This is a genomic window from Quadrisphaera setariae, assembly GCF_008041935.1.
Lineage (GTDB): Bacteria > Actinomycetota > Actinomycetes > Actinomycetales > Quadrisphaeraceae > Quadrisphaera > Quadrisphaera setariae.
On sequence record NZ_VKAC01000003.1, the window covers coordinates 221,719 to 244,737 of the forward strand.

20 protein-coding genes and 2 tRNA genes are annotated in these 23,019 nt (G+C 75.0%); 12 read left to right on the forward strand and 10 right to left on the reverse strand.

Annotated elements, in window-relative coordinates:
* Positions 1-3 precede the first annotated feature (3 nt).
* The 4 genes from FMM08_RS06340 to FMM08_RS06355 form a co-directional block, all read right to left on the reverse strand.
* The gene (locus FMM08_RS06340) at positions 4-894 is read right to left on the reverse strand and encodes an ABC transporter permease (RefSeq protein ID WP_255472110.1); all 891 of its coding nucleotides are present in this window, start codon (positions 892-894) and stop codon (positions 4-6) included.
* Positions 891-1,955: an aliphatic sulfonate ABC transporter substrate-binding protein gene (locus tag FMM08_RS06345; protein WP_222710476.1), complete on the reverse strand. Its 1,065-nt coding sequence runs from the start codon at positions 1,953-1,955 to the stop codon at positions 891-893. The genes FMM08_RS06340 and FMM08_RS06345 overlap by 4 nt, the downstream gene beginning before the upstream one ends.
* A 105-nt stretch (positions 1,956-2,060) precedes the next feature.
* Entirely contained in the window at positions 2,061-2,909 is an 849-nt protein-coding gene (locus FMM08_RS06350; RefSeq protein WP_147925509.1) for an ABC transporter ATP-binding protein, read from the reverse strand.
* A gap of 99 nt (positions 2,910-3,008) precedes the next feature.
* Positions 3,009-4,295 carry an MFS transporter gene (locus tag FMM08_RS06355; RefSeq protein ID WP_147925510.1) on the reverse strand — a complete coding sequence of 429 codons (1,287 nt, stop codon included), beginning with the start codon at positions 4,293-4,295 and terminating at the stop codon, positions 3,009-3,011.
* A gap of 121 nt (positions 4,296-4,416) precedes the next feature.
* Here FMM08_RS06355 and FMM08_RS06360 point away from each other — a divergent pair, with 121 nt between their 5' ends.
* From FMM08_RS06360 to FMM08_RS06375, 4 genes are all read left to right on the forward strand, one after another.
* A complete protein-coding gene (locus FMM08_RS06360) occupies positions 4,417-4,785 on the forward strand; it encodes an ArsR/SmtB family transcription factor (RefSeq protein WP_147925511.1) in 369 nt (122 codons plus the stop codon).
* Between the two features lie 247 nt (positions 4,786-5,032).
* Positions 5,033-5,404, forward strand: a complete 372-nt coding sequence (locus FMM08_RS06365) for a BlaI/MecI/CopY family transcriptional regulator (RefSeq protein ID WP_147925512.1) — start codon at positions 5,033-5,035, stop codon at positions 5,402-5,404.
* Positions 5,382-6,416: a M48 family metalloprotease gene (locus FMM08_RS06370; protein WP_147925513.1), complete on the forward strand. Its 1,035-nt coding sequence runs from the start codon at positions 5,382-5,384 to the stop codon at positions 6,414-6,416. The genes FMM08_RS06365 and FMM08_RS06370 overlap by 23 nt, the downstream gene beginning before the upstream one ends.
* A gap of 118 nt (positions 6,417-6,534) precedes the next feature.
* On the forward strand, positions 6,535-7,860 hold the full coding sequence (locus tag FMM08_RS06375) for an acyltransferase family protein (protein WP_187279587.1): 1,326 nt from the start codon (positions 6,535-6,537) through the stop codon (positions 7,858-7,860).
* 18 nt (positions 7,861-7,878) lie between these two features.
* Here FMM08_RS06375 and FMM08_RS06380 read toward each other — a convergent pair whose 3' ends face one another.
* Both FMM08_RS06380 and FMM08_RS06385 read right to left on the reverse strand, forming a co-directional pair.
* A complete protein-coding gene (locus tag FMM08_RS06380) occupies positions 7,879-8,379 on the reverse strand; it encodes a DUF8821 family protein (RefSeq protein ID WP_147925515.1) in 501 nt (166 codons plus the stop codon).
* A 72-nt stretch (positions 8,380-8,451) separates the two neighbouring features.
* Positions 8,452-8,525 (reverse strand) — tRNA-Gly (locus FMM08_RS06385).
* Positions 8,526-8,637: 112 nt separating this feature from the next.
* On the opposite strand from FMM08_RS06385, the gene FMM08_RS06390 reads away from it, so the two are divergent.
* From FMM08_RS06390 to clpX, 5 genes are all read left to right on the forward strand, one after another.
* A tRNA-Pro gene (locus tag FMM08_RS06390) sits at positions 8,638-8,711 on the forward strand.
* Between the two features lie 145 nt (positions 8,712-8,856).
* Positions 8,857-10,455, forward strand: coding sequence for a trigger factor (tig, locus tag FMM08_RS06395; protein ID WP_147925516.1), 1,599 nt, complete (start codon positions 8,857-8,859; stop codon positions 10,453-10,455).
* 397 nt (positions 10,456-10,852) lie between these two features.
* Entirely contained in the window at positions 10,853-11,437 is a 585-nt protein-coding gene (locus FMM08_RS06400) for an ATP-dependent Clp protease proteolytic subunit (RefSeq protein WP_147925676.1), read from the forward strand.
* A 31-nt stretch (positions 11,438-11,468) separates the two neighbouring features.
* The gene (locus FMM08_RS06405; protein ID WP_147925517.1) at positions 11,469-12,119 is read left to right on the forward strand and encodes an ATP-dependent Clp protease proteolytic subunit; all 651 of its coding nucleotides are present in this window, start codon (positions 11,469-11,471) and stop codon (positions 12,117-12,119) included.
* 137 nt (positions 12,120-12,256) lie between these two features.
* On the forward strand, positions 12,257-13,540 hold the full coding sequence (gene clpX / locus FMM08_RS06410) for an ATP-dependent Clp protease ATP-binding subunit ClpX (RefSeq protein ID WP_147925518.1): 1,284 nt from the start codon (positions 12,257-12,259) through the stop codon (positions 13,538-13,540).
* 396 nt (positions 13,541-13,936) lie between these two features.
* Here clpX and FMM08_RS22905 read toward each other — a convergent pair whose 3' ends face one another.
* Positions 13,937-14,110: a hypothetical protein gene (locus tag FMM08_RS22905; RefSeq protein WP_187279588.1), complete on the reverse strand. Its 174-nt coding sequence runs from the start codon at positions 14,108-14,110 to the stop codon at positions 13,937-13,939.
* A gap of 60 nt (positions 14,111-14,170) precedes the next feature.
* On the opposite strand from FMM08_RS22905, the gene FMM08_RS06415 reads away from it, so the two are divergent.
* Positions 14,171-14,704 (forward strand): DUF559 domain-containing protein, encoded by a 534-nt coding sequence (locus FMM08_RS06415; RefSeq protein ID WP_147925519.1) that lies wholly within the window; start codon positions 14,171-14,173, stop codon positions 14,702-14,704.
* Between the two features lie 96 nt (positions 14,705-14,800).
* On the opposite strand, the gene valS is transcribed toward FMM08_RS06415, so the two are convergent.
* A complete protein-coding gene (gene valS, locus FMM08_RS06420) occupies positions 14,801-17,467 on the reverse strand; it encodes a valine--tRNA ligase (RefSeq protein WP_369431678.1) in 2,667 nt (888 codons plus the stop codon).
* Between the two features lie 121 nt (positions 17,468-17,588).
* On the opposite strand from valS, the gene FMM08_RS06425 reads away from it, so the two are divergent.
* A complete protein-coding gene (locus FMM08_RS06425) occupies positions 17,589-18,359 on the forward strand; it encodes an SDR family oxidoreductase (protein WP_147925520.1) in 771 nt (256 codons plus the stop codon).
* Positions 18,360-18,445: 86 nt separating this feature from the next.
* Here the strand turns inward: FMM08_RS06425 and FMM08_RS06430 are convergent, their stop codons facing one another.
* Positions 18,446-19,330, reverse strand: coding sequence for a sugar phosphate isomerase/epimerase family protein (locus FMM08_RS06430; RefSeq protein WP_187279589.1), 885 nt, complete (start codon positions 19,328-19,330; stop codon positions 18,446-18,448).
* Positions 19,331-19,435: 105 nt separating this feature from the next.
* Between FMM08_RS06430 and FMM08_RS06435 the strand changes: the two genes are divergently transcribed.
* The gene (locus FMM08_RS06435) at positions 19,436-22,018 is read left to right on the forward strand and encodes an AMP-binding protein (RefSeq protein ID WP_187279590.1); all 2,583 of its coding nucleotides are present in this window, start codon (positions 19,436-19,438) and stop codon (positions 22,016-22,018) included.
* 63 nt (positions 22,019-22,081) lie between these two features.
* Here FMM08_RS06435 and FMM08_RS06440 read toward each other — a convergent pair whose 3' ends face one another.
* Complete coding sequence (locus FMM08_RS06440) at positions 22,082-22,963, reverse strand: NAD(P)-dependent oxidoreductase (protein WP_222710477.1); 882 nt, start codon at positions 22,961-22,963, stop codon at positions 22,082-22,084.
* Positions 22,964-23,019: the final 56 nt, after the last annotated feature.

Consider the following 23,019-nt stretch of genomic DNA (forward strand, 5'->3'; position numbering starts at 1 on the left):
GCCTCACGCCCACCGCCGCAGCGCCCAGCGCTCGAACAGCCCGACGACCGCGTCGCTGAGCTTGCCCAGCACCGCCAGCGTGATGATCGCCAGGAAGATCCGGTCGGTGCGGCCGTTGTTGACGCTCTCGGTGAGCAGGTAGCCCAGGCCGATCGAGGAGGCCAGCAGCTCCGCCGCCACGAGGAACAGCCACGACTGCGCCAGCGCGAGCCGCAGGCCGGCGATGACCGCGGGCACGGCGGCGGGGAGCTGCACCTGGGTGAGCAGCGAGATCCCGCGCAGGCCGTAGGCGCGGCCGGCCTCCACGAGCCCGGCGTCGACGTGGCGCAGCGCCGAGGCGGTGGTGGTGAACACCGGGAAGAAGGCGCCGATGGCCACGAGCGTCAGCTTGGGCGGCTCGCCCAGGCCGATCCACAGCAGCAGCAGCGGCACCCACGCCAGCGACGGGACGGCGCGCAGGGCGCCGATCGTCGAGCCGAGCAGGGCGTCGGCCCAGCGCGACAGGCCGACCAGCGAGCCGACCACGAGCCCGGTGGCGGCCCCGAGGGCGAAGCCCACGAAGACGCGCTGGGCGGAGATGGCGATGTGCTGCTGCAGGAGCCCGCGCTCCCAGAGGTCGCCCGCCGCGCGCACCACGGCGGCGGGGGAGGGCAGCTGCGAGGCCGGGTAGTTCCCCGTGCTCGTGGCCAGCTGCCACGCGCCGAGGAGCACCAGCGGCAGCAGCGCTCCCCACCACGGCGAGAGCCGCTTGCGGGCCCCGGCGGCCCCGGCCGCGGGGGGCCTGCGCGGACCCCGGCCGGCGCGGCTGCCGCGCGGCGACGACGGGTCGTGCACGCCGCCGAGGCCCTGCGCCTCAGCGCTGCGACCGCTCAGCGGCACTGCGTCCGTGCTCACGAGGGGTCGGCCTTCTGCGCGTAGGCGGGCTCGAAGAGGGTCGAGAGCGCCTCGTCGACGGTGCCCTGGTCGGCGACGTCGCCGTTGGCCACGAACAGCGGGCCGATCTCCTCCAGCACCGCGGCCTGGGTGGCGCCCGGAACGGGGGAGATGTCGAGCTTGGTGCGACCGAGCGTGGTGGCGGCCACCTGGGGGTCGATGCCGGCGACCTGCGCCAGCAGCGCGGTGGCCGCCTCGAGGTTGGCGGGAACCCACGCGCGGGCCTTCTCGTAGGCGTTGACCACGGCCTGCGCGAGGTCGGGGTGCTCGGCCAGGAAGTCCTCGCGGGCGTTGAGCACGCCGTAGGAGTTGAAGGCGATGTTGTCGTAGACGATCTTCGCGCCCCCCTCGGCCTGGGCGGCCGCCATGATCGGGTCGAGCCCGGCCCAGGCGTCGACGTTGCCGGCGTCCAGCGCGGCGCGGCCGTCGGCGTGCTGGAGGTTCTCCAGGGTGATGTCCGCCGTGGTCAGCCCCGCGGTGCCGAGGGCCTGGACCAGGAAGAAGTACGGGTCGGTGCCGGTGGTGGCGGCCACGCGCCTGCCGCGCAGGTCGGCGACGCCGGTGATGGGGGAGTCCTTCCCGACCACCACGCCCGACCAGTTCGGCTGGCTGAACACGTCGACCACCTTGATGGGCGAGCCGTTGGAGCGGGCCAGCAGCGCGGCGGCGCCTGCGGTGGAGCCGATCTGGATGTTGCCGTTGCGGAGGAACTCGTTCGCCTTGTTGGACCCCGCGGACTGCACCCACTCCACCGTGACGCCCTGGCCTCCGAGGTCGGTCTCGAGCCACTCCTGGTCCTTGATGACCAGGCTGAGGGGGTTGTAGGTGGCGAAGTCGAGGGTGAGCTTCCGCGCCTGCTGCCCGGCGGAGCTGGAACCGCTGCCGGCGGCCGCCGGGGCGGCGCCGGAGGCGTCCTCGCCCTGCGCGCACGCGGACAGCCCGGCAGCGCCGAGCGGTCCGAGGGCGAGCAGGCCGAGCAGCGAGCGGCGGGAGGGGTGGCTGGGCAGGCGGGCGCTGGTCACGGTGGGCCTCCGGAGGTCCGTCGAGGTGCGGGCGGGCACGGGGTCGGGCGGGTGGCGCGGGTCGCGCGGGGTGCGGCGGGGCCGCGGTGGGGTGGGGGCGCGCCGTCAGGCGCGCGGGACGCCGAGCAGCTCGAGCAGCTCGGCGCGCAGCGAGGCGAGGTGCGCGTCGCCGCGGTCGCGGGGGTGCGCGAGGTCGACGGTGGTGGTGCGCAGCACGCCGGCTCCGACGTCGGTCGCCGCTCGCGCGGGGCGTCCGAGGACGACGACGCGGTCGGCCAGGTGGAGCGCCTCGTCGACGTCGTGGGTGACCAGCAGCACGGTGGTGGGCGTGGCGGCGAGCACGTCGAGCAGGAGGTCCTGCATGGACAGCCGCGTCAGCGCGTCCAGCGCCGCGAACGGCTCGTCCAGCACGAGGACCCCGGGGCGGCGGGCCAGCGCCCGGGCCAGGGCGGCCCGCTGGGCCATGCCCCCCGAGACGCTGCGCGGGCGGTGGTCGGCGAAGCGCGCCAGCCCGACGAGGTCGAGGAGGTCGGCCACGCGCTCGCGGCCCCGGGCCCGCGGGGTGCCGCGCGGCAGGCCGAGGGCGGTGTTCCCGGCCAGCGTGCGCCAGGGCAGCAGGCGCGGCTCCTGGAAGGCGACGGCGCAGCGGGGGTCGTGGTCGCGGACGGGCTGGCCGTCCAGCAGCACGCGGCCGGAGTCGGGGGAGTCGAGCCCGGCGACCGCCCTCAGCAGCGTCGACTTGCCGCAGCCGGAGGCGCCCAGCAGGGCGACCACCTCCCCGGGGGCGACGTCGAGGTCGACGCCGTCGAGGACGACGTGGTCGCCGAAGCGGCGGCCCACGCCCTCCAGCCGCACCGGGACCGGGGCGGCGTCGCCGTGGGACGCCCCGGTGGGGACCGAGCTGGTGGGGGTGTGCGCGGGTGCGCTGACGACGCTGGACACGACGGCCTCCATCGGTCCTGGCGGTAGCACCGGTCCGCGGGGGCGCGCGGGTGGTTGCTGCGGCGTCGCTGAGCCAGGTCTCTCGGCCGCTCGGGATGGTCGAGCCCGATCCTACGGCGTCTGCGCCTGTGAGCAGGTCGGGGAGGTGCGCAGCGCTGGTCCTGCCGGCGCCGGGGCCCTGCCCGCCACCAGTGCCGCCGCGGCGGCGAGGACGACGACGGCGCCGGTGTAGACGGCCACCACGGGCAGCAGCCCCACCCTCCCCGACAGCTCGCCGGCGGCCAGCGCGGGCAGGCTGAAGGCGAGGTAGCTGACCACGTAGACGCTGGTCAGGAGGCTCCCCCTCCGGTCGGCCGCCGCTGTGGCCGCCACAGCGCGCAGAGCGCCGGCGAAGGCGGCCCCGAAGCCCGCTCCCGCGAGGACCGTCCCGGTGGCGTAGGCCGGCAGGGAGGCGGTGAGCAGGCCCGCCGTGCTGACCAGGCTGCCGCCGCCGAGGGCCAGGGCGCCCCTCAGCTCCAGCGCGCGGCTGCTGGCGCGGGCGCCGAGGAGGGCGGCGGTGCCGCCCGCCACGCTGAAGGACGCCACCAGCGCGGCACCGGCGAGCGGGTGCTCGACGTGCAGCACCTCGCGGGCCACCGACGGCCCCAGCGAGAGCTGCAGGGCGCCCAGCGCCCAGGTGGCGACGAAGACGGGCACGGCCGCGGCGAAGCGCCGCCGGGACGCGGCCGGCACGGCGGCGCTGGGTCGCAGCGAGCGCAGGAGCGCGGCGCGGCGGTCTGGGCCGGGGCCCTCGCCGGCCGTCTCCGGCAGGGCGACCAGCGCCACGAGCACGACGGCCACCAGGGTCGCCAGGGCCCCGAAGACCAGGCCTGCCGGGCCGGCCGCGAGCTCCACGACCGCGCCCGACCCCAGCGCCCCCAGCCCCAGGCCGAACGTCGGTGCGGCGCTGTTCACCAAGGCGCCGAGCGCCGGACGCTGCGGTGGGGCGAGGTCGAGCAGCGCGGCGCCGGCGGTGCCGATGGCCAGGCCGGTGGCGACGCCCTGGACCGCGCGGGCCAGGAGCAGCAGCGCCACGTCCGAGGCGGTCAGGAAGACCAGCAGGCTGACGAGCTCCAGCGCGGTGGCGACCAGCAGCACCGGCCGGCGGCCCACCACGTCGGAGGCGCGCCCGAAGACCAGCAGCGCGGCGAGCAGGGTGAGGGCGTAGACCGCGAAGACGGCCGTGAGCGCCCCCGGGGTCGCCCCCCACTGCGCCGCCCAGACCGGGTAGAGCGGCGAGGGGGCCGCCGACGCTGCGAGGAACAGCAGGACCAGCACGCCGACGAGGGCGAAGGCGGGGCCCCGGCCCCACCGCGGTCCGCGTGACCGGGTCCGGCTCGGGTGCGGCTGGGTGTCCACGCGGTCCTCCGGGGCGAGTCGTCGGTTCGACGTGCATCGAACAGAGGCGAGCGTAGACCGGAGCGGGTGACAGTTCCACAACCGTCGGACCGTCCCGCCGCCCGCCGCCTACCCTGGGGACGTGGACGACAGCCAGGGCGGGCGCTCCGCAAGGCGCGACCTGCCCCACCCCGACGTGGAGGAGATCGACCTGACGGGGGTCCTGGCAGCCCTGGCCGACCCGGCGCGGCTGGCCATCGTGCGCGCCGTGGCGCAGGCCCCGCCCCACGGGCTCGCCTGCGAGGCGGTGGGCGGCGCCGCGGCCAAGTCCACCCGGTCCCACCAGCTGAAGGTCCTCCGGGAGGCCGGCGTGGTGCGCACCACCCCCACCGGGAGGCACCGCATGGTCACGCTGCGCAGTGGCGACCTCGAGCAGCGCTTCCCCGGCCTCCTCCGCGCCGTGCTGGCGGCGGACCCTCCGCGCGCCGTCGACGACGCCTCGCACGGGTGAGGGTCCGGTCGCCGGGGGCGTCCGCTCGGGGGAGTGCGGCGCCCGGGCCGGTGACCGCATCGCCCGGTCGGAGTGCTGCTCGGTGGACAGCCCTCGGGCGGCCCGTCGATGCTCGCCGACGTGGACACCGTGACGGAGCAGCTGATCGCCTCGCTCGAGGCGCTGCTCGAGGCCGCCAGCCTGGACGGGCCGACCGCCCAGGTCGTCCCCCTGGAGGACTGGGCCGCTGAGCAGGCATGATGGGTCGGTGGCGACGGACGGAGCGCGGCGTGCGCGAGGCGACCTCGAGCGGGAGGTGCTCGCGGCGCTGACCGCCGCGGGCAGTCCCTGCACCCCGGCGCAGGTGCGGGAGCGGCTCGGTGCGGAGCTGGCCTACACCACCGTGATGACCACGCTGGTGCGCCTGCACGACAAGGGCCTCGTGGCGCGCGAGCGCGACGGGCGCGCCCACCGCTACTGGGTGGCGGACGCCGCTGACGTGGCGGCCGCGCGGATGCGGCAGGCGCTGGAGGCCAGCGACCGGCGGGACGCCGTGCTCGCCCGCTTCGTCGGTGACCTGTCACCCGACGACGTGCCGCTGCTCGAGCGGCTCCTGCGTGACGCCGAGCGTCGCGGCTGAGGCGGCGGACGTGCTCTACGCGCTGCAGGCGCCCCTGGTGGCCAGCGTCCTGCTCGCCCTCGGCGCCCCGCTGGTGGCGCGCCGGTGCCCTCCGCGGGCGGCGACCCTCGTGCTCGCGGCGTGCGCCGTCGTCAGCTCCGCGGTGACGGCGCTCGTGCTCGTGCTGCACCTGGTGGTGCTCCTGGCGCGGCTGCCCGTGGTCGCCGGCCTCGTGGGCTACGACGCCGAGCGGCTCGCCCACCACGTCCCCGTGCCCCCTGCGGCGTCGGCGCTGGCGGTGGCGCTCCTGGCCGCCGGGGTGGTGCGCGCGCTCGCGCTGAGCCGTCGCAGGCGGCAGGCGCTGCGCGCCGCCGACGACCTCTGCTCGCGCCTGGGCGGCCCTGCCGGCGGGGTGATCGTGGTGGACGACGGTGCGGAGGCGTTCGCACTGCCCAGTCGCGGCGGGCGTGTGGTGGTCTCCCGCGCGCTCATGGACGCCCTGCCCGGCCCCGAGCAGGCTGCGCTCCTGGCCCACGAGCGGGCCCACCTGCGCGACCACCACGACGTGCTGCGGGCCGCGACCGCCTGGTCGGCCGCGCTGGACCCGCTGCTCGTCGGTCTGCCGCGCTCGGTGCGCTACGCCAGCGAGCGCTGGGCGGACGAGTCCGCGGTCGCCGCTCTCGGCGGGGACCGTCCTCTGGTGGCCCGCGCCGTCGCGCGCGCGGGGCTGGTGCGCACCTCCCTGGCGGGCCGGACGGCCTGGCGCAGCGTGGCCCTGGCGGGCGGTGAGGGCGACGTCGTCCAGCGGGTCCGGGCCCTGCTCGCCCGGCGCCCCGGCAGCGGCCGGCCGCTCGTGGCCGCCGGAGCGCTGTGCCTCGCCGTGCTGCTCGCGGCGGGCGGGCACGCCGTGGAGGACACCGCGGAGGTGCTCCAGCACGTGCTCAGCGGTGGGAACGAGCCCGACAGCGGCCTCGCGACCGTGGACCTCGTCCACGAGGCGGGGCACCGCGCCCTGGAGGTGCTGGCCCGCTAGCAGTCCTGCCCGGGGACGGCTTCCCGTCACCCGTTCGGCCCAGCGACCCCGGGTCGCGCGTGAGGCGCACCCGCTCGTCTACTACTTTCTCGGTAGTAGTCGATCGGGGGGGAACGACGTGGCACGACCGCCGGCGCCGGTGGCGCCGACCAGAGCACGCACTGCGGCCCAACGGGCGGGAGCCCCGTCCGGGAAGGCGCCGGGCGGCTTCCGTCCCGACGTCGAGGGCCTGCGGGCCGTCGCCCTGGGCCTGGTCCTGCTCTTCCACGCCGGCGTCCCGGGCTCGGGCGGGGGTCGGCTCGGCGTGGACGTCTTCTTCGTCATCTCGGGCTTCCTCATCACCGGGCTGCTCGTGCGCGAGGTCGAGCGGACCGGTCGCATGGGCCTGGCCGCCTTCTACGCGCGCCGCGCGCGGCGGATCCTGCCGGCCGCCGTCGTCGTCCTGGTGGTCACCCTGGCCGCCACCGCGGCGCTCGCCCCGCGGATGCTCGGCGAGACGGGTCGCGACGGCCTCGCCGCGGCCCTGCAGGTGGCCAACTGGCGCTCGGCCCTGGCCGACCCCGTCGACCTGCACCCCGACGCCGCGGCGAGCCCGCTGCTCCACTACTGGTCACTGGCGGTGGAGGAGCAGTTCTACCTGCTGTGGCCCGCTCTCGTGCTCCTCGTCGTGGCGGTCGCGAGACGGCGCGGGACCTCCCTGCGCCGCAGCCTCGCGGTCGCCGCGGGAGCGGTGGCGGTGGTGTCACTGGCGTGCTCCGTGCTGCTCACGCCGCTGCTGCCGACGCTCGCCTACCTGTCCTCGCCCACCCGGGCGTGGCAGCTCGCCGCAGGAGCCCTGCTCGCCCTGGCGACGCCGCGCCTCGAGGAGCTCGCCGGCAGCGGCCGGCTGGGCGATCGGCTGGGCGGTCGGCTGGGCGGTCGGCTGGGCGGTCGGCTGGGCGGTCGGCTGGGCGGTCGGCTGGGCGGTCTGCGGCGCGGGGTGCCCGCGCTCGGCTGGCTGGCGCTGGCGGTGGTCCTCAGCAGCTCCCTGTGGACCGACGACGTGCCCTACCCCGGGTGGGCGGCGCTCGTGCCGACCCTCGGCACCGTCGCGCTCATCGCCGTCGGCACCCCGGGCCTGGCCCGGGGCGCAGGCCCGAGCGGGGTGGGGCGCCTCCTCGCGGCACGGCCCGTGCGCTGGGCCGGGCGCGCCTCGTACTCCTGGTACCTCTGGCACGTGCCGGTGGTCTTCGCCGGCGAGCGGCTGGGGCTCTCCGGGTGGCCCGCCCTCCTGGCGCTGGAGCTGCTCGTGGCCGGTCCGCTGGCCGCACTGACGCTCGTGGCCGTCGAGCAGCCGTTCCGCACCTCGCCGCGGTTCGCCGGCGCGCGCCGCGGGCTGCTCCTCGGTGCGGTCGCGACCGCCGTGGCCGTGGGGGCCTCGCTGGTGGCGGTGGCCGCGGCCTGACGGCTGGCGGCCGGGGGCTCAGAGCCGCGGCGGGGTGTGACTGCCCTTGATGACGAAGAACGAGCCGCGGATCGTGCCGGCCAGCTTGGAGCGCTGGCGGGCGAACTTGAACCGGTCCGCCAGCTCCGCCGGGACCTCCATGCCGTCGGAGAGCTTGAAGCCGACGGCGCGCTTGGAGCCGTCCTCCAGGCCGTGGAGGACGTTGACGGACAGGCCGGACTCGTAGAAGACGTAGGTCCAGCTGGTGCTCTCGACGACGAAGGTCGTGGCTTCGAGGGGACGGGAGCCGATGACGAGGTCGCGCTCGGAGGCCAGCAGGGCCGCCACCCATTCGGCCAGGTCGGCACCCGGCTCGCCGGGGGCGGCGGGCTCGGTGGTGAAGGCGTGGCCGAACTTCGTGTGGAAGTAGCGGGCCTCGTTGGCGCGCAGGCCCGCGAGGGCGTCGGCGACGGGGGAGGACTCGAGGCCGACGGTCGAGACGTCGCGGAAGTCGACGACGTGAGGAGCGGGGACGGACATGCGCGGCATCCTGCCCGCGTCCGGCGCGTCGCGTCATGGGCCGCAGGTCCGACCGGGCCCCTGAGGGCCCTGTGGAGCGGATGACGGGAATCGAACCCGCGTAATCAGTTTGGAAGACTGAGGCTCTACCATTGAGCTACATCCGCATCACCGTCAGTCACCACCCCCGGAGACCGGGGGGCGGCGGACGGCGCGGACACGAGAGTACCGGCACGGCGCACGGCGCGGGCGCGTAGCCTTCACACCGCCCGCTGGGCACGGGGTGTGGCGCAGCCAGGTAGCGCGTCCGCTTTGGGAGCGGAAGGCCCCCGGTTCGAATCCGGGTACCCCGACGAGCGGCGATAAGGTGGCCGGCAGTGCCCGGCGCGGTTCGGTGCTGCCCGCGCGAGCCTGCACCACCTCGTCGCCGGCGCGCGGAAGCCCGCCGCACCAGAACGCTGACTGACCGACCGTCTCAAGACCTGGAGAACCCCTGCCGTGAAGAGCGACGTCGAGACCCTCAACCCGACGCGGGTCAAGCTCACCGTCGAGGTGCCCTTCGCCGAGCTGAAGCCGAGCCTCGACAAGGCCTACAAGTCGATCGCCGGCCAGGTCTCGGTGCCGGGCTTCCGCCGCGGCAAGGTGCCTGCGCGCGTCATCGACCAGCGCTTCGGCCGCGGCATGGTCATCCAGGAAGCCGTCAACGACGCGCTTCCCGGCTTCTACCAGCAGGCCGTGCAGGAGTCCTCGGTCCGGCCGCTGGGCCAGCCCGAGGTCGAGATCACCGAGGTGCCGGTCGGCGAGGGCAAGGACGCCGGTGACCTGAAGTTCACCGCCGAGGTGGACGTCCGCCCGACGATCGACCTGCCCGACTTCTCCACCATCTCCGTCTCCGTGGACGACGTCGAGGTCACCGACGCCGACGTCGACGCCAAGCTCGAGGAGCTGCGCGTCCGCTTCGGCACCCTCGTGCCCGTCGAGCGCGCCGTGCAGACCGACGACTCCGTCACCCTCGACCTCACGGCTGAGATCGACGGCGAGCAGATCGACTCCGCCGAGGGCATCAGCTACGTCGTGGGCCGCGGGACCATGCTCGAGGGCATGGACGACGCCCTCGAGGGCGCCTCGGTCGACGAGGAGCGCTCCTTCACCACCACGCTCGCCGGCGGCGAGCACGCCGGTGAGTCCGCCGAGGTCACCGTCGTCGTCAAGTCCGTCAAGGTGCGCGAGCTCCCCGAGCTCGACGACGACTTCGCCCAGCTCGCCAGCGAGTTCGACACCGTCGACGAGCTCCGCGCCGACCTGCGCTCCAAGGCGCAGGACGAGGCGGAGTTCCGCCAGGGCGTCCAGGCGCGCGACAAGGTCCTCGAGGCCCTGCTGGAGCAGGTCGAGATCCCCGTGCCGGACGGCGTCGTCGAGGACGAGGTGCACCGCCACCTCGAGAACGAGTCGCGTCTCGAGGACGACGAGCACCGCGCCGAGGTGACCGAGGAGACCCGCCGCGTGCTGCGCACGCAGTTCCTCCTCGACGCCGTGGCCGAGGCCGAAGAGGTCACGGTCGCCCAGCAGGAGCTGGTCGAGTACATCGTCGCCCAGGCCCCCGCCTACGGCATGGACCCCAACTCCTTCGCCCAGGCGATGGACCAGGCCGGCCAGGTGCCGGCGCTCGTCCAGGAGGTCGCTCGCCGCAAGGCGCTGGCCGCGGTGCTCGAGAAGGCGACCGTGACGGACGCCTCCGGCAACAAGGTCGACCTCGGCGACGAGGACGAGGACGACGCCGAGGGCGGCTCCTCCGAGGGTTCCGAGGCCGCTGAGGTCCTCGCGGCCGAGGAGAAGCCGAAGCGCACCCGCGCCAAGAAGCCGGCTGCTGACGCCGAGGCCTCCGAGGGTGAGGCCGCTGAGGCCGAGGAGAAGCCGAAGCGCACCCGCGCCAAGAAGCCGGCAGCTGACGCCGAGGGCACCGAGGGTGAGGCCGCTGAGGCCGCCGAGGCCGAGGAGAAGCCGAAGCGCACCCGCAAGCCGAAGGCCGAGGCCGCTGAGGCCGCCGGCTCGGCTGAGGCCGCCGAGGGCGCTGAGGGCTCCGGCACCCAGAGCTGAGGACGCGCTCCGCCCTGAGGCGGAGCCGCCACCGCCGCCGGTCGGGTCCGTCCCGACTGGCACGGGGCGCCCCTGTGCCAGTCCTTCTGGCACAGGGGCGCCCCGTGCCGTTCGCGGGACTGGTGCGGCGCCACCCGGCGGACGCCGTCAGCGTCCTGGTCTGCGACGGGGTCCCGGTGGCGTGCGCTCGCAGCGAACAGGAGCGGGGACCGGGACTGCCGCGCCCGTGCCCGGCGCTAGTGTCGACAGGGTCGCCAACCCGTCACCGGGGGCGACCACGACGGTGGCCGGAGAGCGATCCCGGCCCAGATGGATGGAGACCGACCCCGTGAGCGATTCCCGGCCGCGCGGACCCGAGGCCGCCGACGTGACGGCCCGCAGCCAGCCGTCGTCCCCGATGGGGCTCGACGAGCACATCTACCAGCGCCTCCTGCGCGAGCGCATCATCTGGCTCGGCTCGGACGTGCGCGACGACAACGCGAACGCGATCTGCGCCCAGCTGATGCTGCTCGCCGCCGAGGACCCGGACCGCGACATCTGGCTGTACATCAACAGCCCCGGCGGCTCGGTGACCGCGGGCATGGCCATCTACGACACCATGCAGTACGTCAAGCCCGACGTCGCCACGGTGGCGATGGGCCTGGCCGCTTCGATGGGCCAGTTCCTGCTGGCCAGCGGCGCGAAGGGCAAGCGCTACGCCACCCCGCACGCGCGGATCATGATGCACCAGCCCTCGGGCGGCATCGGTGGCACGGCCAGCGACATCGCCATCCAGGCCGAGCTGATCCTCGACATGAAGCGCACCCTGTCCCAGCTCACCGCTGACCAGACCGGCCAGACGATCGAGCAGATCAACAAGGACAACGACCGCGACCGGTGGTTCACCGCGGCGCAGGCCAAGGAGTACGGCTTCATCGACCACGTCATCACCAGCGCCGCCGACGTGCCCGAGGGTGGCGGCACCGGCTCGGCCGGGTCCTGAGCACGCCGACGAGCAGAGTCAGGAGACTCCCATGAACACCCCGGCCTTCCCCCACGGCGCCCCGACGTCGCGGTACGTCCTCCCGCAGTTCGAGGAGCGCACGGCGTACGGCTTCAAGCGCCAGGACCCGTACACGCGCCTCTTCGAGGACCGCGTCATCTTCCTCGGCGTCCAGGTCGACGACGCCTCCGCCGACGACGTCATGGCCCAGCTCCTCGTCCTCGAGGCGCAGGACCCGGACCGTGACATCACGCTGTACATCAACAGCCCCGGTGGCTCGATGACCGCGCTGACCGCGATCTACGACACCATGCAGTACATCCGCCCCGACATCCAGACCGTCTGCCTCGGGCAGGCGGCCTCCGCGGCGGCCGTGCTGCTCGCGGCGGGCAGCCCCGGCAAGCGCCTGGCGCTGCCGAACGCCCGCGTGCTCATCCACCAGCCGGCGAGCCCCGGTGGCGACTACGGCCAGGCCTCCGACATCGAGATCCAGGCCGCCGAGGTGCTGCGGATGCGCTCCTGGCTCGAGACGACGCTGGCGCACCACACCGGCCGGACCCCTGAGCAGGTCAAGGTCGACATCGAGCGCGACAAGATCCTCACCGCGGCCCAGGCCAAGGACTACGGCCTCGTCGACCAGGTGCTCGAGAGCCGCAAGGCCTCCGCTCTCACCACCGCCTGAGAGTGCGGGCGGTGCCCGGCGGACACGCCGCCGAGCACCGCCCGCAACTCCGCTCGTCCCGCTGACACAGCGTCGTCAGTGGTGTTCCATGGACCTATCCGCGCGGGTGCGCGGGACGACTCGAGGAGGCCCCCCACGTGGCACGGATCGGCGATGGTGCGGACCTGCTCAAGTGCTCGTTCTGCGGCAAGAGCCAGAAGCAGGTCAAGAAGCTGATCGCGGGCCCCGGGGTCTACATCTGCGACGAGTGCATCGACCTGTGCAACGAGATCATCGAGGAGGAGCTGGCCGAGGCGAGCGAGCTCGGTCTCGTCGAGCTGCCCAAGCCGCGCGAGATCTTCGGCTTCCTCGAGCAGTACATCATCGGCCAGGACGACGCCAAGCGGGCGCTCAGCGTGGCCGTCTACAACCACTACAAGCGGATCCAGGCGTCCGACCCGGCCAAGAAGGTCGAGGAGCCCGTCGACATCGCCAAGTCGAACATCCTGCTCATCGGCCCCACGGGCTGCGGCAAGACGTACCTGGCGCAGACGCTCGCGAAGATGCTGAACGTGCCGTTCGCCATCGCGGACGCCACGGCCCTCACCGAGGCGGGCTACGTCGGCGAGGACGTCGAGAACATCCTCCTCAAGCTCATCCAGGCCGCTGACTACGACGTCAAGAAGGCCGAGACGGGCATCATCTACATCGACGAGGTCGACAAGATCGCCCGCAAGAGCGAGAACCCGTCGATCACGCGCGACGTCTCCGGCGAGGGCGTGCAGCAGGCGCTGCTGAAGATCCTCGAGGGGACCACCGCGTCGGTGCCCCCGCAGGGCGGGCGCAAGCACCCGCACCAGGAGTTCATCCAGATCGACACGACGAACGTGCTGTTCATCGTGGGCGGCGCCTTCGCCGGCCTGGAGGAGATGATCCAGGGCCGCATGGGCAAGAAGGGCATCGGCTTCGGCGCCCCGCTGCACGCCGCGTCGGACCTGCCCAGCATGTTCGGCAAGGTCATGCCGGAGGACCTGCTGAAGTTCGGGCTCATCCCCGAGTTCATCGGCCGTCTGCCCGTCATCACCACCGTGCGCGAGCTCGATGCGGACGCCCTCGTCCGCATCCTCACCGAGCCCCGCAACGCGCTGGTGAAGCAGTACCAGCGGATGTTCGAGATCGACGGCGTGGAGCTGGAGTTCTCCGACGAGGCGCTCGTCGCCGTCGCCGAGCAGGCGATCCTGCGCGGCACCGGCGCCCGCGGTCTCCGCGCGATCATGGAGGAGGTCCTGCTCCCCGTGATGTTCGACCTGCCCAGTCGCGACGACGTCGCCCGGGTCGTCGTCGACCGCGACGTCGTGCTGAAGAACGTCAACCCGACGCTGGTGCCCAAGGACAAGGCGTCCGAGGCCCGCAAGCGCGAGCGCCGCGACAAGTCCGCCTGACCTCGCAGCGCGCACCGCGCCGGTCGAGGCGGCCGGAGCGCGCGCCAGCTCGGACCGAGGACGCTGTGCTCCGGTGTGGATGTCTGCACCGGAGCACAGCGTCCTCGGTCGGTCTGGGCAGCTCGGCCGCTCGGCCGCTCGGCCGCCCACAGGGCCCGTCAGGGCCGGTGCTGTCCACAGGTGAGTGGGTGGTCCGCACCCTGCGCCGTGCTCCCGCGCCACGCTCGGCGACGTGCTTCCCTCACTGGTCCCCCCCCGGCGCTCGCCCAGCTCAGCGGAGTGGCCACGTGGTCGGACCTGAGCGGTGCGACCAGCTCGGGCGCGGTGGCGCGTGCTGTGGCGTCCGGAGCCGTGGTCCAGGCACTGCCACGGGTGCTGCTGCTGCCCGAGCTCCTCTCAGACGCGGACGCGCGTGACCTGGCGGCCCTCCTGCATGCCGGCCCACCCGCTCAGCCCAGCCACCTCAGCGCCCTGCGCCGGTGGGGACTGCTGCTCGCGCCCGCTCGGCCGGACGATCCGGTGCACGTCGTCGTCGCGGCTGCTCGCCGACGACGGGCGGGGGGCGCGCACCCCGTGACGGTGCAGGTCCACCGGACGCGGGTCGAGTCACCGGGGCGGCGGCGGGACGGCATGCCCGTGGTCTCGCTGGAGGGGGCCGTCGTGGAGGGCTGGCCGCTGCTGACCGGGTCGGACCAGCGTGCGCCCGCCATCGTGGCGGTGCGCCGCCGCACGACGACGGCGGCTCGCGTGCGCGAGGAGCTCGCGCGGCACCCGCGTCTGCCCGGACGTGCCGGGCTGGAGGACCTGCTGGCGAAGGTCGACGCCGGGTGCCGCAGCGAGCTGGAGCTGTGGGGCTACGAGCGCGTGTTCACGGGGCAGCCGTTCGCCGACCTCGAGCGGCAGGTCCCGGTGGTGGTGGACGGGTCGGCCTTCGTGCTCGACTGCTCCGACCGGCGGGCGATGCTCGCCGTCGAGCTGGACGGCCGCCAGTACCACGACGGCCCGTGGCAGCGTGAGCGCGACCTGGCACGGGACGCGGCCGTCGCCGAGCTGGGCATCCTCACCGTGCGGTACGCGCACCGCCGGCTCACGAGGGAGCCGGCGGTCTGCCGCGAGCAGGTGCTGCGCCTCGTCGCCGTGCGGCGCCAGCAGCTCGGCACCTGATCACAGGGCGACCGTGGACGCTGTGCTCCGGCCTGGAGCTCCACACCGGAGCACAGCGTCCACGGTCGGGCCCGGGTGGTCGGGTCCGACCGTCCGTCAGGCGGTGGGGGCGGGGGGCGCCAGCTCCACGTCGGTCACCGCGATCGCCTCGGCGCCCCCGGCGGCGGAGGCGCCGGCGGTGATGCGCAGGTCGCGCACGCGGCCGGCGGCGGCCAGGTCGGCGGCTCCGGCCTCGAGCAGCGGCACCAGCGCGGCGGGTGCCGAGACCGTCGCGGTGACCACCTCGGTGCGCATCGACGCCTTCGCCTCGCTCTTGGCCTTGCGGACCCCGGCCAGGGCGCGACCGACGGCGGACAGCAGCGCCGGGTCGGCGTCGCCGGCCACCTCCGAGAGCGGCTCCGCGCTCGGCCAGGGCGCGGTGTGCACCGAGCCCTCCTCCGCGCGCCACCAGCTCCAGACCTCCTCGGTGGCGAAGGGCAGGAACGGCGCGAACAGCCGCAGCATGGTGTCGAGCGAGCGCGCCAGCGCCGCCCGCGCCGACGCCGCGGCCTCCTCGCCCTGGGCGCCGTAGGCGCGGTCCTTGACGAGCTCGACGTAGTCGTCGCAGAACGCCCAGAAGAACGCCTCGGCCGCCTGCAGGGCCGCGGTGTGCTCGTAGCGCTCGAGCGCGTCCGTCGCCGTCCTCACCACGGAGGCCAGCCCGGCCAGCACCGACCTGTCAATCGCCTCGGTGACCGGGGCCGTCGGGTCGGTGGCGCCCATGGACAGGGCGAACTTGGAGACGTTGAGCAGCTTGAGCGCCAGGCGGCGCCCGATCTTCATCTGCCCGACCTCGAAGGCGGCGTCGGTGCCCAGGCGCGCGGACGCCGCCCAGTAGCGGACGCCGTCGGCGCCGTGCTCCTCCAGCAGGCCCAGGGGCGTGACGACGTTGCCCTTCGACTTGCTCATCTTCTTGCGGTCCGGGTCGAGGATCCAGCCGCTGATGGCGGCGTCCGACCACGGCAGCGACCCGTGCTCGTGGTGGGCGCGGACCACGGTGGAGAACAGCCAGGTGCGGATGATGTCCTGGCCCTGCGGGCGCAGGTCGAAGGGGAACACCGCGGAGAACAGCTCCGGGTCGCGCTCCCACCCGCCGGCGATCTGCGGGGTCAGCGACGAGGTGGCCCAGGTGTCGAAGACGTCGGTCTCACCGACGAACCCGCCGGCGACCCCGCGCTGGGACTCGGTGAAGCCCGGGGGCACGTCGGTGGAGGGGTCCACCGGCAGGGCGGCCTCGTCCGGCACGAGCACGTCGTCGTAGGAGACCTCACCGGACTCCCCGACCCGGTACCAGACCGGGATCGGCACGCCGAAGAAGCGCTGGCGGGAGACCAGCCAGTCACCGGTGAGCCCGCCGACCCAGTTCTCGTAGCGCACCCGCATGAAGTCGGGGTGGAAGCCGAGCTCCCTGCCGCGGGCCAGCAGCTGCTCGCGCAGGTCCTCGAAACCGGCCGCGGAGCGGCCGCCGTTGCGCAGGTACCACTGGCGCGAGGTGACGATCTCGAGGGGCTTGTCGCCCTTCTCGAAGAAGTTGGCCTTGCGCTGGGTGGGCTTCGGCTCCGCCTTGAGCGCCCTGGAGGCCTTCAGGGCGTCGACGGCGGCGATGCGCGCCGAGTGCGTGGTCTTGCCGGCGAGCTCGCCGTAGGCCTGCGCACCGGAGCCGGACAGCCACGACGGCACCTCGCGGACGAGGCGGCCGTCACGGGCGACGACGGGTCGGGTCGGCAGGTCGAGGTCGCGCCACCACGTGACGTCGGTCAGGTCTCCGAAGGTGCAGCACATCGCGATGCCCGCGCCCTTGTCGGGCTCGGCGGCGGGGTGCGCGAGCACCGGCAGCTCCACCCCGAAGACGGGGGAGACCACCGTGGTGCCGAACAGCGGCTGGTAGCGCTCGTCGTCGGGGTGGGCGATGAGCGCGACGCACGCGGGCAGCAGCTCGGGGCGGGTGGTCTCGATGACCACCTCACCACTCCCGTCGGCCTTCGTGAAGGCGACCTCGTGGTAGGCGCCCGGGTAGTCACGGGCCTCCAGCTCGGCCTGGGCGACGGCGGTCTGGAACGTGACGTCCCACAGGCCCGGGGCCTGCGCCTGGTAGGCGGCGCCGCGGGTGAGGTCGCGCAGGAACATGCGCTGCGAGGCGGCGCGGGCCGGCCCGCCGATGGTCGAGTAGGTCAGCGACCAGTCGACCGAGAGGCCCAGGCGGCGCCACAGCGCCTCGAACTCCTTCTCGTCCTCCGCGGTGAGCTGCTCGCACAGGGCGACGAAGGTGCGCCGCGAGACCGGCACCTGGTCGGCGGCCTTGACCGAGCCGGCGTCACCCGAGTGCGGCGGCGTGAAGCCCTCGCCCTCGTAGGGCAGGGACGGGTCGCAGCGGACGCCGTAGTAGTTCTGCACCCGGCGCTCGGTGGGGAGCCCGTTGTCGTCCCAGCCCATCGGGTAGAAGACGGTGCGACCGCGCATCCGCTGGAACCTGGCGACGACGTCGGTGTGCGTGTAGCTGAAGACGTGCCCGACGTGCAGCGAGCCCGACACGGTCGGCGGCGGGGTGTCGACGGCGTACACCCCGGCGGGGGCGGCCAGCGCCGCCTGGCGGGGGAAGGCGTGGGTGGCGCCCTCCTCCCACGCCGCGTCCCACTTCTGCTCCAGGCCCTCCAGGGCCGGGCGGTCGGGGACGCCGGTCGCGGGGCCGCGGGCGCCGGTGGGGGAGGTGGGGCGGTCAGTCAGGGACACGCGGCCATCCTCCCAGACCCCGCCGGACCAGCGGCGCCACCAGCGACCCGGCGGAGACCCGGTGGAGACCCGGCCCCCCGCGCGGGCCGCGGAGGCCCGGTGGTGGGATCGGGCCATGAGCCAGGACGCCACCACCCGCACCGCCGTCGTCACCGGGGCCAGCTCGGGCATCGGCGCCGCCACCGTGCGGCGGCTGCGCGCGGAGGGCTTCGAGGTGCTGGCCGTGGCGCGGCGCGCCGACCGCCTGGCGGCCCTGGCGGAGGAGACCGGCTGCTCCACCCACGTCGCCGACCTCACCGCCCAGGCCGACGTCGACGCCCTGCGCGAGGTCGTGCGGGAGCGCTTCGGCGGTGACCTCACCGCGCTGGTCAACAACGCCGGCGGTGCCTTCGGCACGGACACCGTCGAGGGCGGGAAGGTGGAGGACTGGCAGCGCATGTTCGACGTCAACGTCCTCGCCACGCTGCGCGTCACGCAGGCGCTGCTGCCGGCGCTGCGCGCGGGCACCGGCGGTGACGTGCTGGTGATGAGCTCGACGGCCGCGCGGATCGCGTACGAGGGCGGCGGCGGGTACACCGCCGCCAAGCACGCGGAGTCGGTCATGGCCGAGACGCTGCGCCTGGAGCTGGCCGGCGATCCGGTCCGGGTGCTCGAGGTGGCGCCCGGGATGGTGAGGACCGAGGAGTTCTCCCTCAACCGCACCGGCGGTGACGCCGCTCGCGCCGACGCCGTCTACGCCGGGGTGCGCGAGCCCCTGGTGGCCGAGGACGTCGCCGACTGCGTCGCGTGGATGCTCACGCGCCCGCGCCACGTCAACGTCGACCTGCTCGTGGTGCGGCCGCTGGCGCAGGCCGCCCAGCACAAGGTGGTGCGCGAGCAGGTGTAGCGCTGCGTGCGCCCGCTGCTCCGAACGGGTGAACCTGCGGCGAAGGGCGGCAGGAACCCCGCCGGATCCCCCGGGGGTGCGGCGCGTCAGCGCCGGGGTGCTCCCCGCCCGTCGACGAACGCCTCGAGCACCCGTCGGCCGGCGTCGAAGGTGAGGCGGCACGCCTCGCCGGCGCCGTCGGCCACCACGGCGTCGGAGAGCACCTCGGTGGCCACCGTGGCCGCCGGCCCCGACGCGGAGCCGTCCAGCGCGGGGGCCAGCGCGTCCAGCCACGCCTGGAGGTCCACCGATCCCTCGCCGGGCAGCTGGCGGTGGTGCCGGCCCTCCTGGCGCAGGTCGGGCAGCGGCTCGGGGAGCGCGTCGCACAGCTGCACGGAGACGACCAGCCCGTCCTCGGCGGCCGCGGCGACCTCCTCCAGGGAGCCGCCGGAGCGGTGCCAGTGCCACGCGTCGAGGATCAGCCCGGAGTTCGGGGCGCCGACGTCCTCGACCAGCGCGCGGGCCGCGGCGAGCGTCCGCAGCTCGGCGTAGGGCATGAACTCCACCCCGATGCGCAGCCCGTGGCGCGCAGCGCGGGTGCACAGCCGCTCGAAGCCGCGGCGCACCACGTCGTCGGGGACGACGTCGAACAGGCCCACGTTGATCTGCTGCGCCCCGGTGAGGTCGGCCAGGTGCAGGAGGATGTCCTCCTCCAGCCGGGTGCCGCGCACGTCGGCGTCGGTCCACCAGTCGCGCAGGAACTCCAGCTCCACCACCTCCAGCCCGGCGCGGGCGAGGTAGCCGCGGATGTCGTCCTCGGCGATGCCGCTGCGGCGGGCGGACAGGTAGTCGGCGGCCCCGAGGCCGATCCCGGCGTACCCGGCCGAGGCCGCGGCGCGCACGCGCTGGGCGAAACCGGTCGTCTTGAGCGTCAGCGCCGACAGGTGCAGCGGCGGGACGCGGTCGGGGGCGGACGTCTGTGTCTGGATCACGGCGTACTCCGAGCGGTCGACGAGACCTGGCGTGTTCTTTTCAGGACCGTAGGGTTGGTCGCGGACCGAGGGGGGCCGCAGATGAGCAGGTCGGGGGCTGATGGGGTGAGCGACGGAGGGTTCGTCGCCCTGACGGCGCAAGGGGTTTTCCAGCACGTCGTCACACGGGTCCGCAGCGTCGCCGCTGCCCTCCCGCAGGCGCTCGCCGTTGACGACGGCGCGGTCCGGTACGACTACGCCGAGCTCGACCGGCGAGCCGGTGCGCTCTCGTCGAGGATCGCTGCGACGGCGCCCGCCGGCCAGCCGGTGGCGGTGCTGCTGGGCCACGGCGCCCCGGCCGCCGTGGCGGTGCTCGCGGTGCTGGGGACGGGCGCGCCCGTCGTCGTCCTCGACCCCACCACGCCGGTGGAGCGGCTGCGGCACTACGTGGAGCAGTCCGGTGCCACGACCGTGGTCACCGACGCCACCCGCGCCGACGACGCGGCGCAGCTCTGCCCGCGGGTCGTGCGCACCGACAGGGCGCTCGTGGCACTCGGAGCCGGAGGCGCTACCGCCGGGACCTGGCCGCTCGCCGAGGACCAGCTGGTGAGCCGCGCGCCCGCGGTCATCGTCTACACCTCCGGCTCCACCGGACGGCCCAAGGGCGTGGTGGCCCACTCGGAGTCCGTCCTCCACGACGCCACCACCAACGGCAAGGACTGCTACGGGCCCGGCGCCGTCATCGCCAACCTGCTGCCGATGGCCTTCAGCGCCGGGATCGGCCTGCTGCTCGCGGGCATGGCCACGGGGTCGGCGCAGGTGCTCTTCGACCCGCGCACCCGCGCCGTCTCCGAGCTGCCCGCGTGGCTCCTCGAGACCGGCGCCACCGTGCTGGCGGCGAGCCCCGCCATCCTGCGCGGTGCCGTCGCGGCGCTCGCGCCCGGCGAGCAGCTGGGCCGGCTGCGCGCGGTGACGACGGCGGGGGAGACCATCCACGCCGTCGAGATGGCGCGCCTGCGCGCCGCCCTCGGCAGCAGCTGCACCGTGCACAACCGGTACGGGTCCTCCGAGACGTGGCTCATCGCCGAGCACGTCATCGCGCCCGAGCACGAGGGACCCTCCGGCGCCGTGCCGGTGGGGCGACCCGTCGAGGGCGTCTCGCTGCAGGTGGTCGACGAGACCGGGGTCCGCCGCGACTCCGGCACGGGTCGCCTCGTGGTGACCTCCCGCTGGCTGACCGACGGGTACTGGCGGGCGCCGGAGGCGACCGCCGCCGTGTTCACGCACCACCCCGACGGGTCGACCTCGTACCTCACGAGCGACACCGCCGCGATCGACGACGACGGCGTGGTGCGGCTGCTGGGCCGCGTCGACCACAGCGTGAAGATCCGCGGCCACCTGGTCGAGCCGGGCGAGGTCGACGCCGTGCTGCACGCCCTGCCGCAGGTCCGCGAGGCCGTCGTGGTGGGCGTCGTCCCCGGCGACGACGAGGAGGGCGGCCGCGCCCGCCTCGTGGCGTACGTGGTGCCCGAGGGTCCCGCGGTGCAGGTCCCGGAGCTGCGGCGGGCAGTGCGCGCGGCGCTGCCGGCGTTCATGGTCCCCGAGCAGGTGGTGCTGCTCGAGGCGCTGCCGCGCACCGAGCGCGGCAAGCTGGACAGGTCCGCCCTGCCCACCCCGCCGGCGGTGGAGGTGGGTGGCGTGGCGCCGCGCACCGACTGGGAGCGGGTGGTGGCCGCCTTCGTGGCGCGCGCCCTGGACCTGGACGCCGTCGGCGCCCACGACGACTTCTTCGAGCTGGGCGGCGACTCGCTGGCCGCTGAGGCTCTGCTGGCCTCGATGGCCTCCTCCCTGGACGTGCCCTCCGACGTCCTCACCACCCGGCTCATCGCCGAGAACCCCACCGTGGCCGAGCTGGCGGAGGCGCTGCGCCGCCGTCGCCGCTCCGGCCGCGACGCGGCCGTGGTGACCTTCAACGGCTCCGGTGCACGCCGCCCGCTCTTCGTGGTGGCCGGTGCCGGCGGGGTCGCCCTGGCGTTCCGCCGGCTGGCCGAGCGCCTCGGCCGGGAGCAGCCGCTCGTCGCGCTGCAGGCCAGGGGTCTGGAGGGTGGTGGCCGTCCCGAGTGGTCGGTGCACACCCGCGCCCGCCACCACCTCGCGCAGCTGCGCCAGGTGCAGCCGCACGGTCCCTACCGCCTGGCCGGGCACTCCCTCGGCGCGCTGGTGGCCCTCGACATGGCGCAGCAGCTGCGCGAGGCCGGGGAGGTGGTGGAGTCGCTCGTGGTGATCGACTCCTTCCCGCCCGACCCGCAGCTGGCGCCGCCGGCGCTGGAGGGGTCGCTGCCGCAGCGCGCCAAGACCCTGGCGTCCATCCTCCTCACGGGCGTGGTGCAGAGCCGCGGCCTGGGCCACTACGACAGGTTCCACCTGCAGGGCAAGTTGCTGCAGCGGCGCTACCGCACGCAGCCGTGGGACGGGCGCGCGCTCGTGCTCGTGGCCGCCGACGACCCCGACGCCGAGGCCCGCTCCCGCTGGGCGGACCACCTCCGCGGCCCGTGGTCGCTGCACCGCACCAGCGGTGACCACACCGGTGTGCTCCAGGAGCCGCACGTCGGCCCCCTGGCCGACCTCGTCCGGGCCGAGCTCGACGCCCTCGACACCGCGAGCGCGACGGGAGCGGCGGGGCCCCGGCGCTCGGTCGGCGCCGCCTGACAGGCGTCCGGGAGCCGTCCTCCTCCTCCGGGGGCGGAGGAGGACGACGACCCGGGGCAGCGCTCAGCGGGGCGCGCGGAAGGTGGCGGCGAGGTCCGCGCCGCCCTGGCCGGCCTCGACGGCGGCGGCGAAGCGCCGCTGCACGGCCTCGGCCACGGCCAGCTCCACGCCTGCGGCCCGAGCCGCCTCGACGATGAGCCCCGTGTCCTTGGCGGCGCCGGCCAGCGGGAACGAGGGCTCGTCGAGGGCGTCCTCGAGCATCGCGGTGCCCTTCAGCTGCACGTAGGGGGAGTCCATCGCGCCCCCGCGGACCGCCTCGAGCACGAGCTGCGGGTCCACCCCGAGCGCCCGGGCCAGCACCAGCGACTCGGCGACCGACTCCACCAGGGTGGCGACGAGGTTGTTGCACGCCAGCTTGAGGGCGCTGCCGGCGCCGACCTCGTCCTGCTCGACGGTGCGGGCGCCGACGGCGTCGAAGACCGGCCGGGCCGCCTGGCGCGCCGCCGCCGGCCCGGAGGCCAGGACGACCAGCTTCCCCTGTTCAGCGGGCCCCTTGGTGCCGAGCACCGGGGCGTCGAGCAGGCGGGCGCCGTGCTCGGCGGCCCACGCCGCGACGCGCCGCGCGCCCTCCGGCCCGATGGTGCTGGTCTGGACGACGACGACCCCGTCGCGCAGCCCCGGCTCCGCCTGCGCGAGCACGTCGAGGACGGCGTCGGCGTCCATGAGCATGACCACCACCACGTCGGCGCCGCGGACCGCGTCGGCGGGGGAGTCCGCGACGGCCGCCACGTCGGCGAGGGGTTCGGCGCGCTCGCGGGTGCGGTTCCACACGGTCAGCGGGAGCCCGGCGGCGGCGATGTTCCGGGCCATGCCGGTGCCCATGATCCCCGTGCCCAGCAGGGCGACGGTCGGTCGGGCGGTGTTCTCAGCGGTGTTCTCAGCCACGTGGGCCACCCTCGCCCGCCGCCACCGCCCGCGCACCCGCTCTCGCGGGGGCGGTC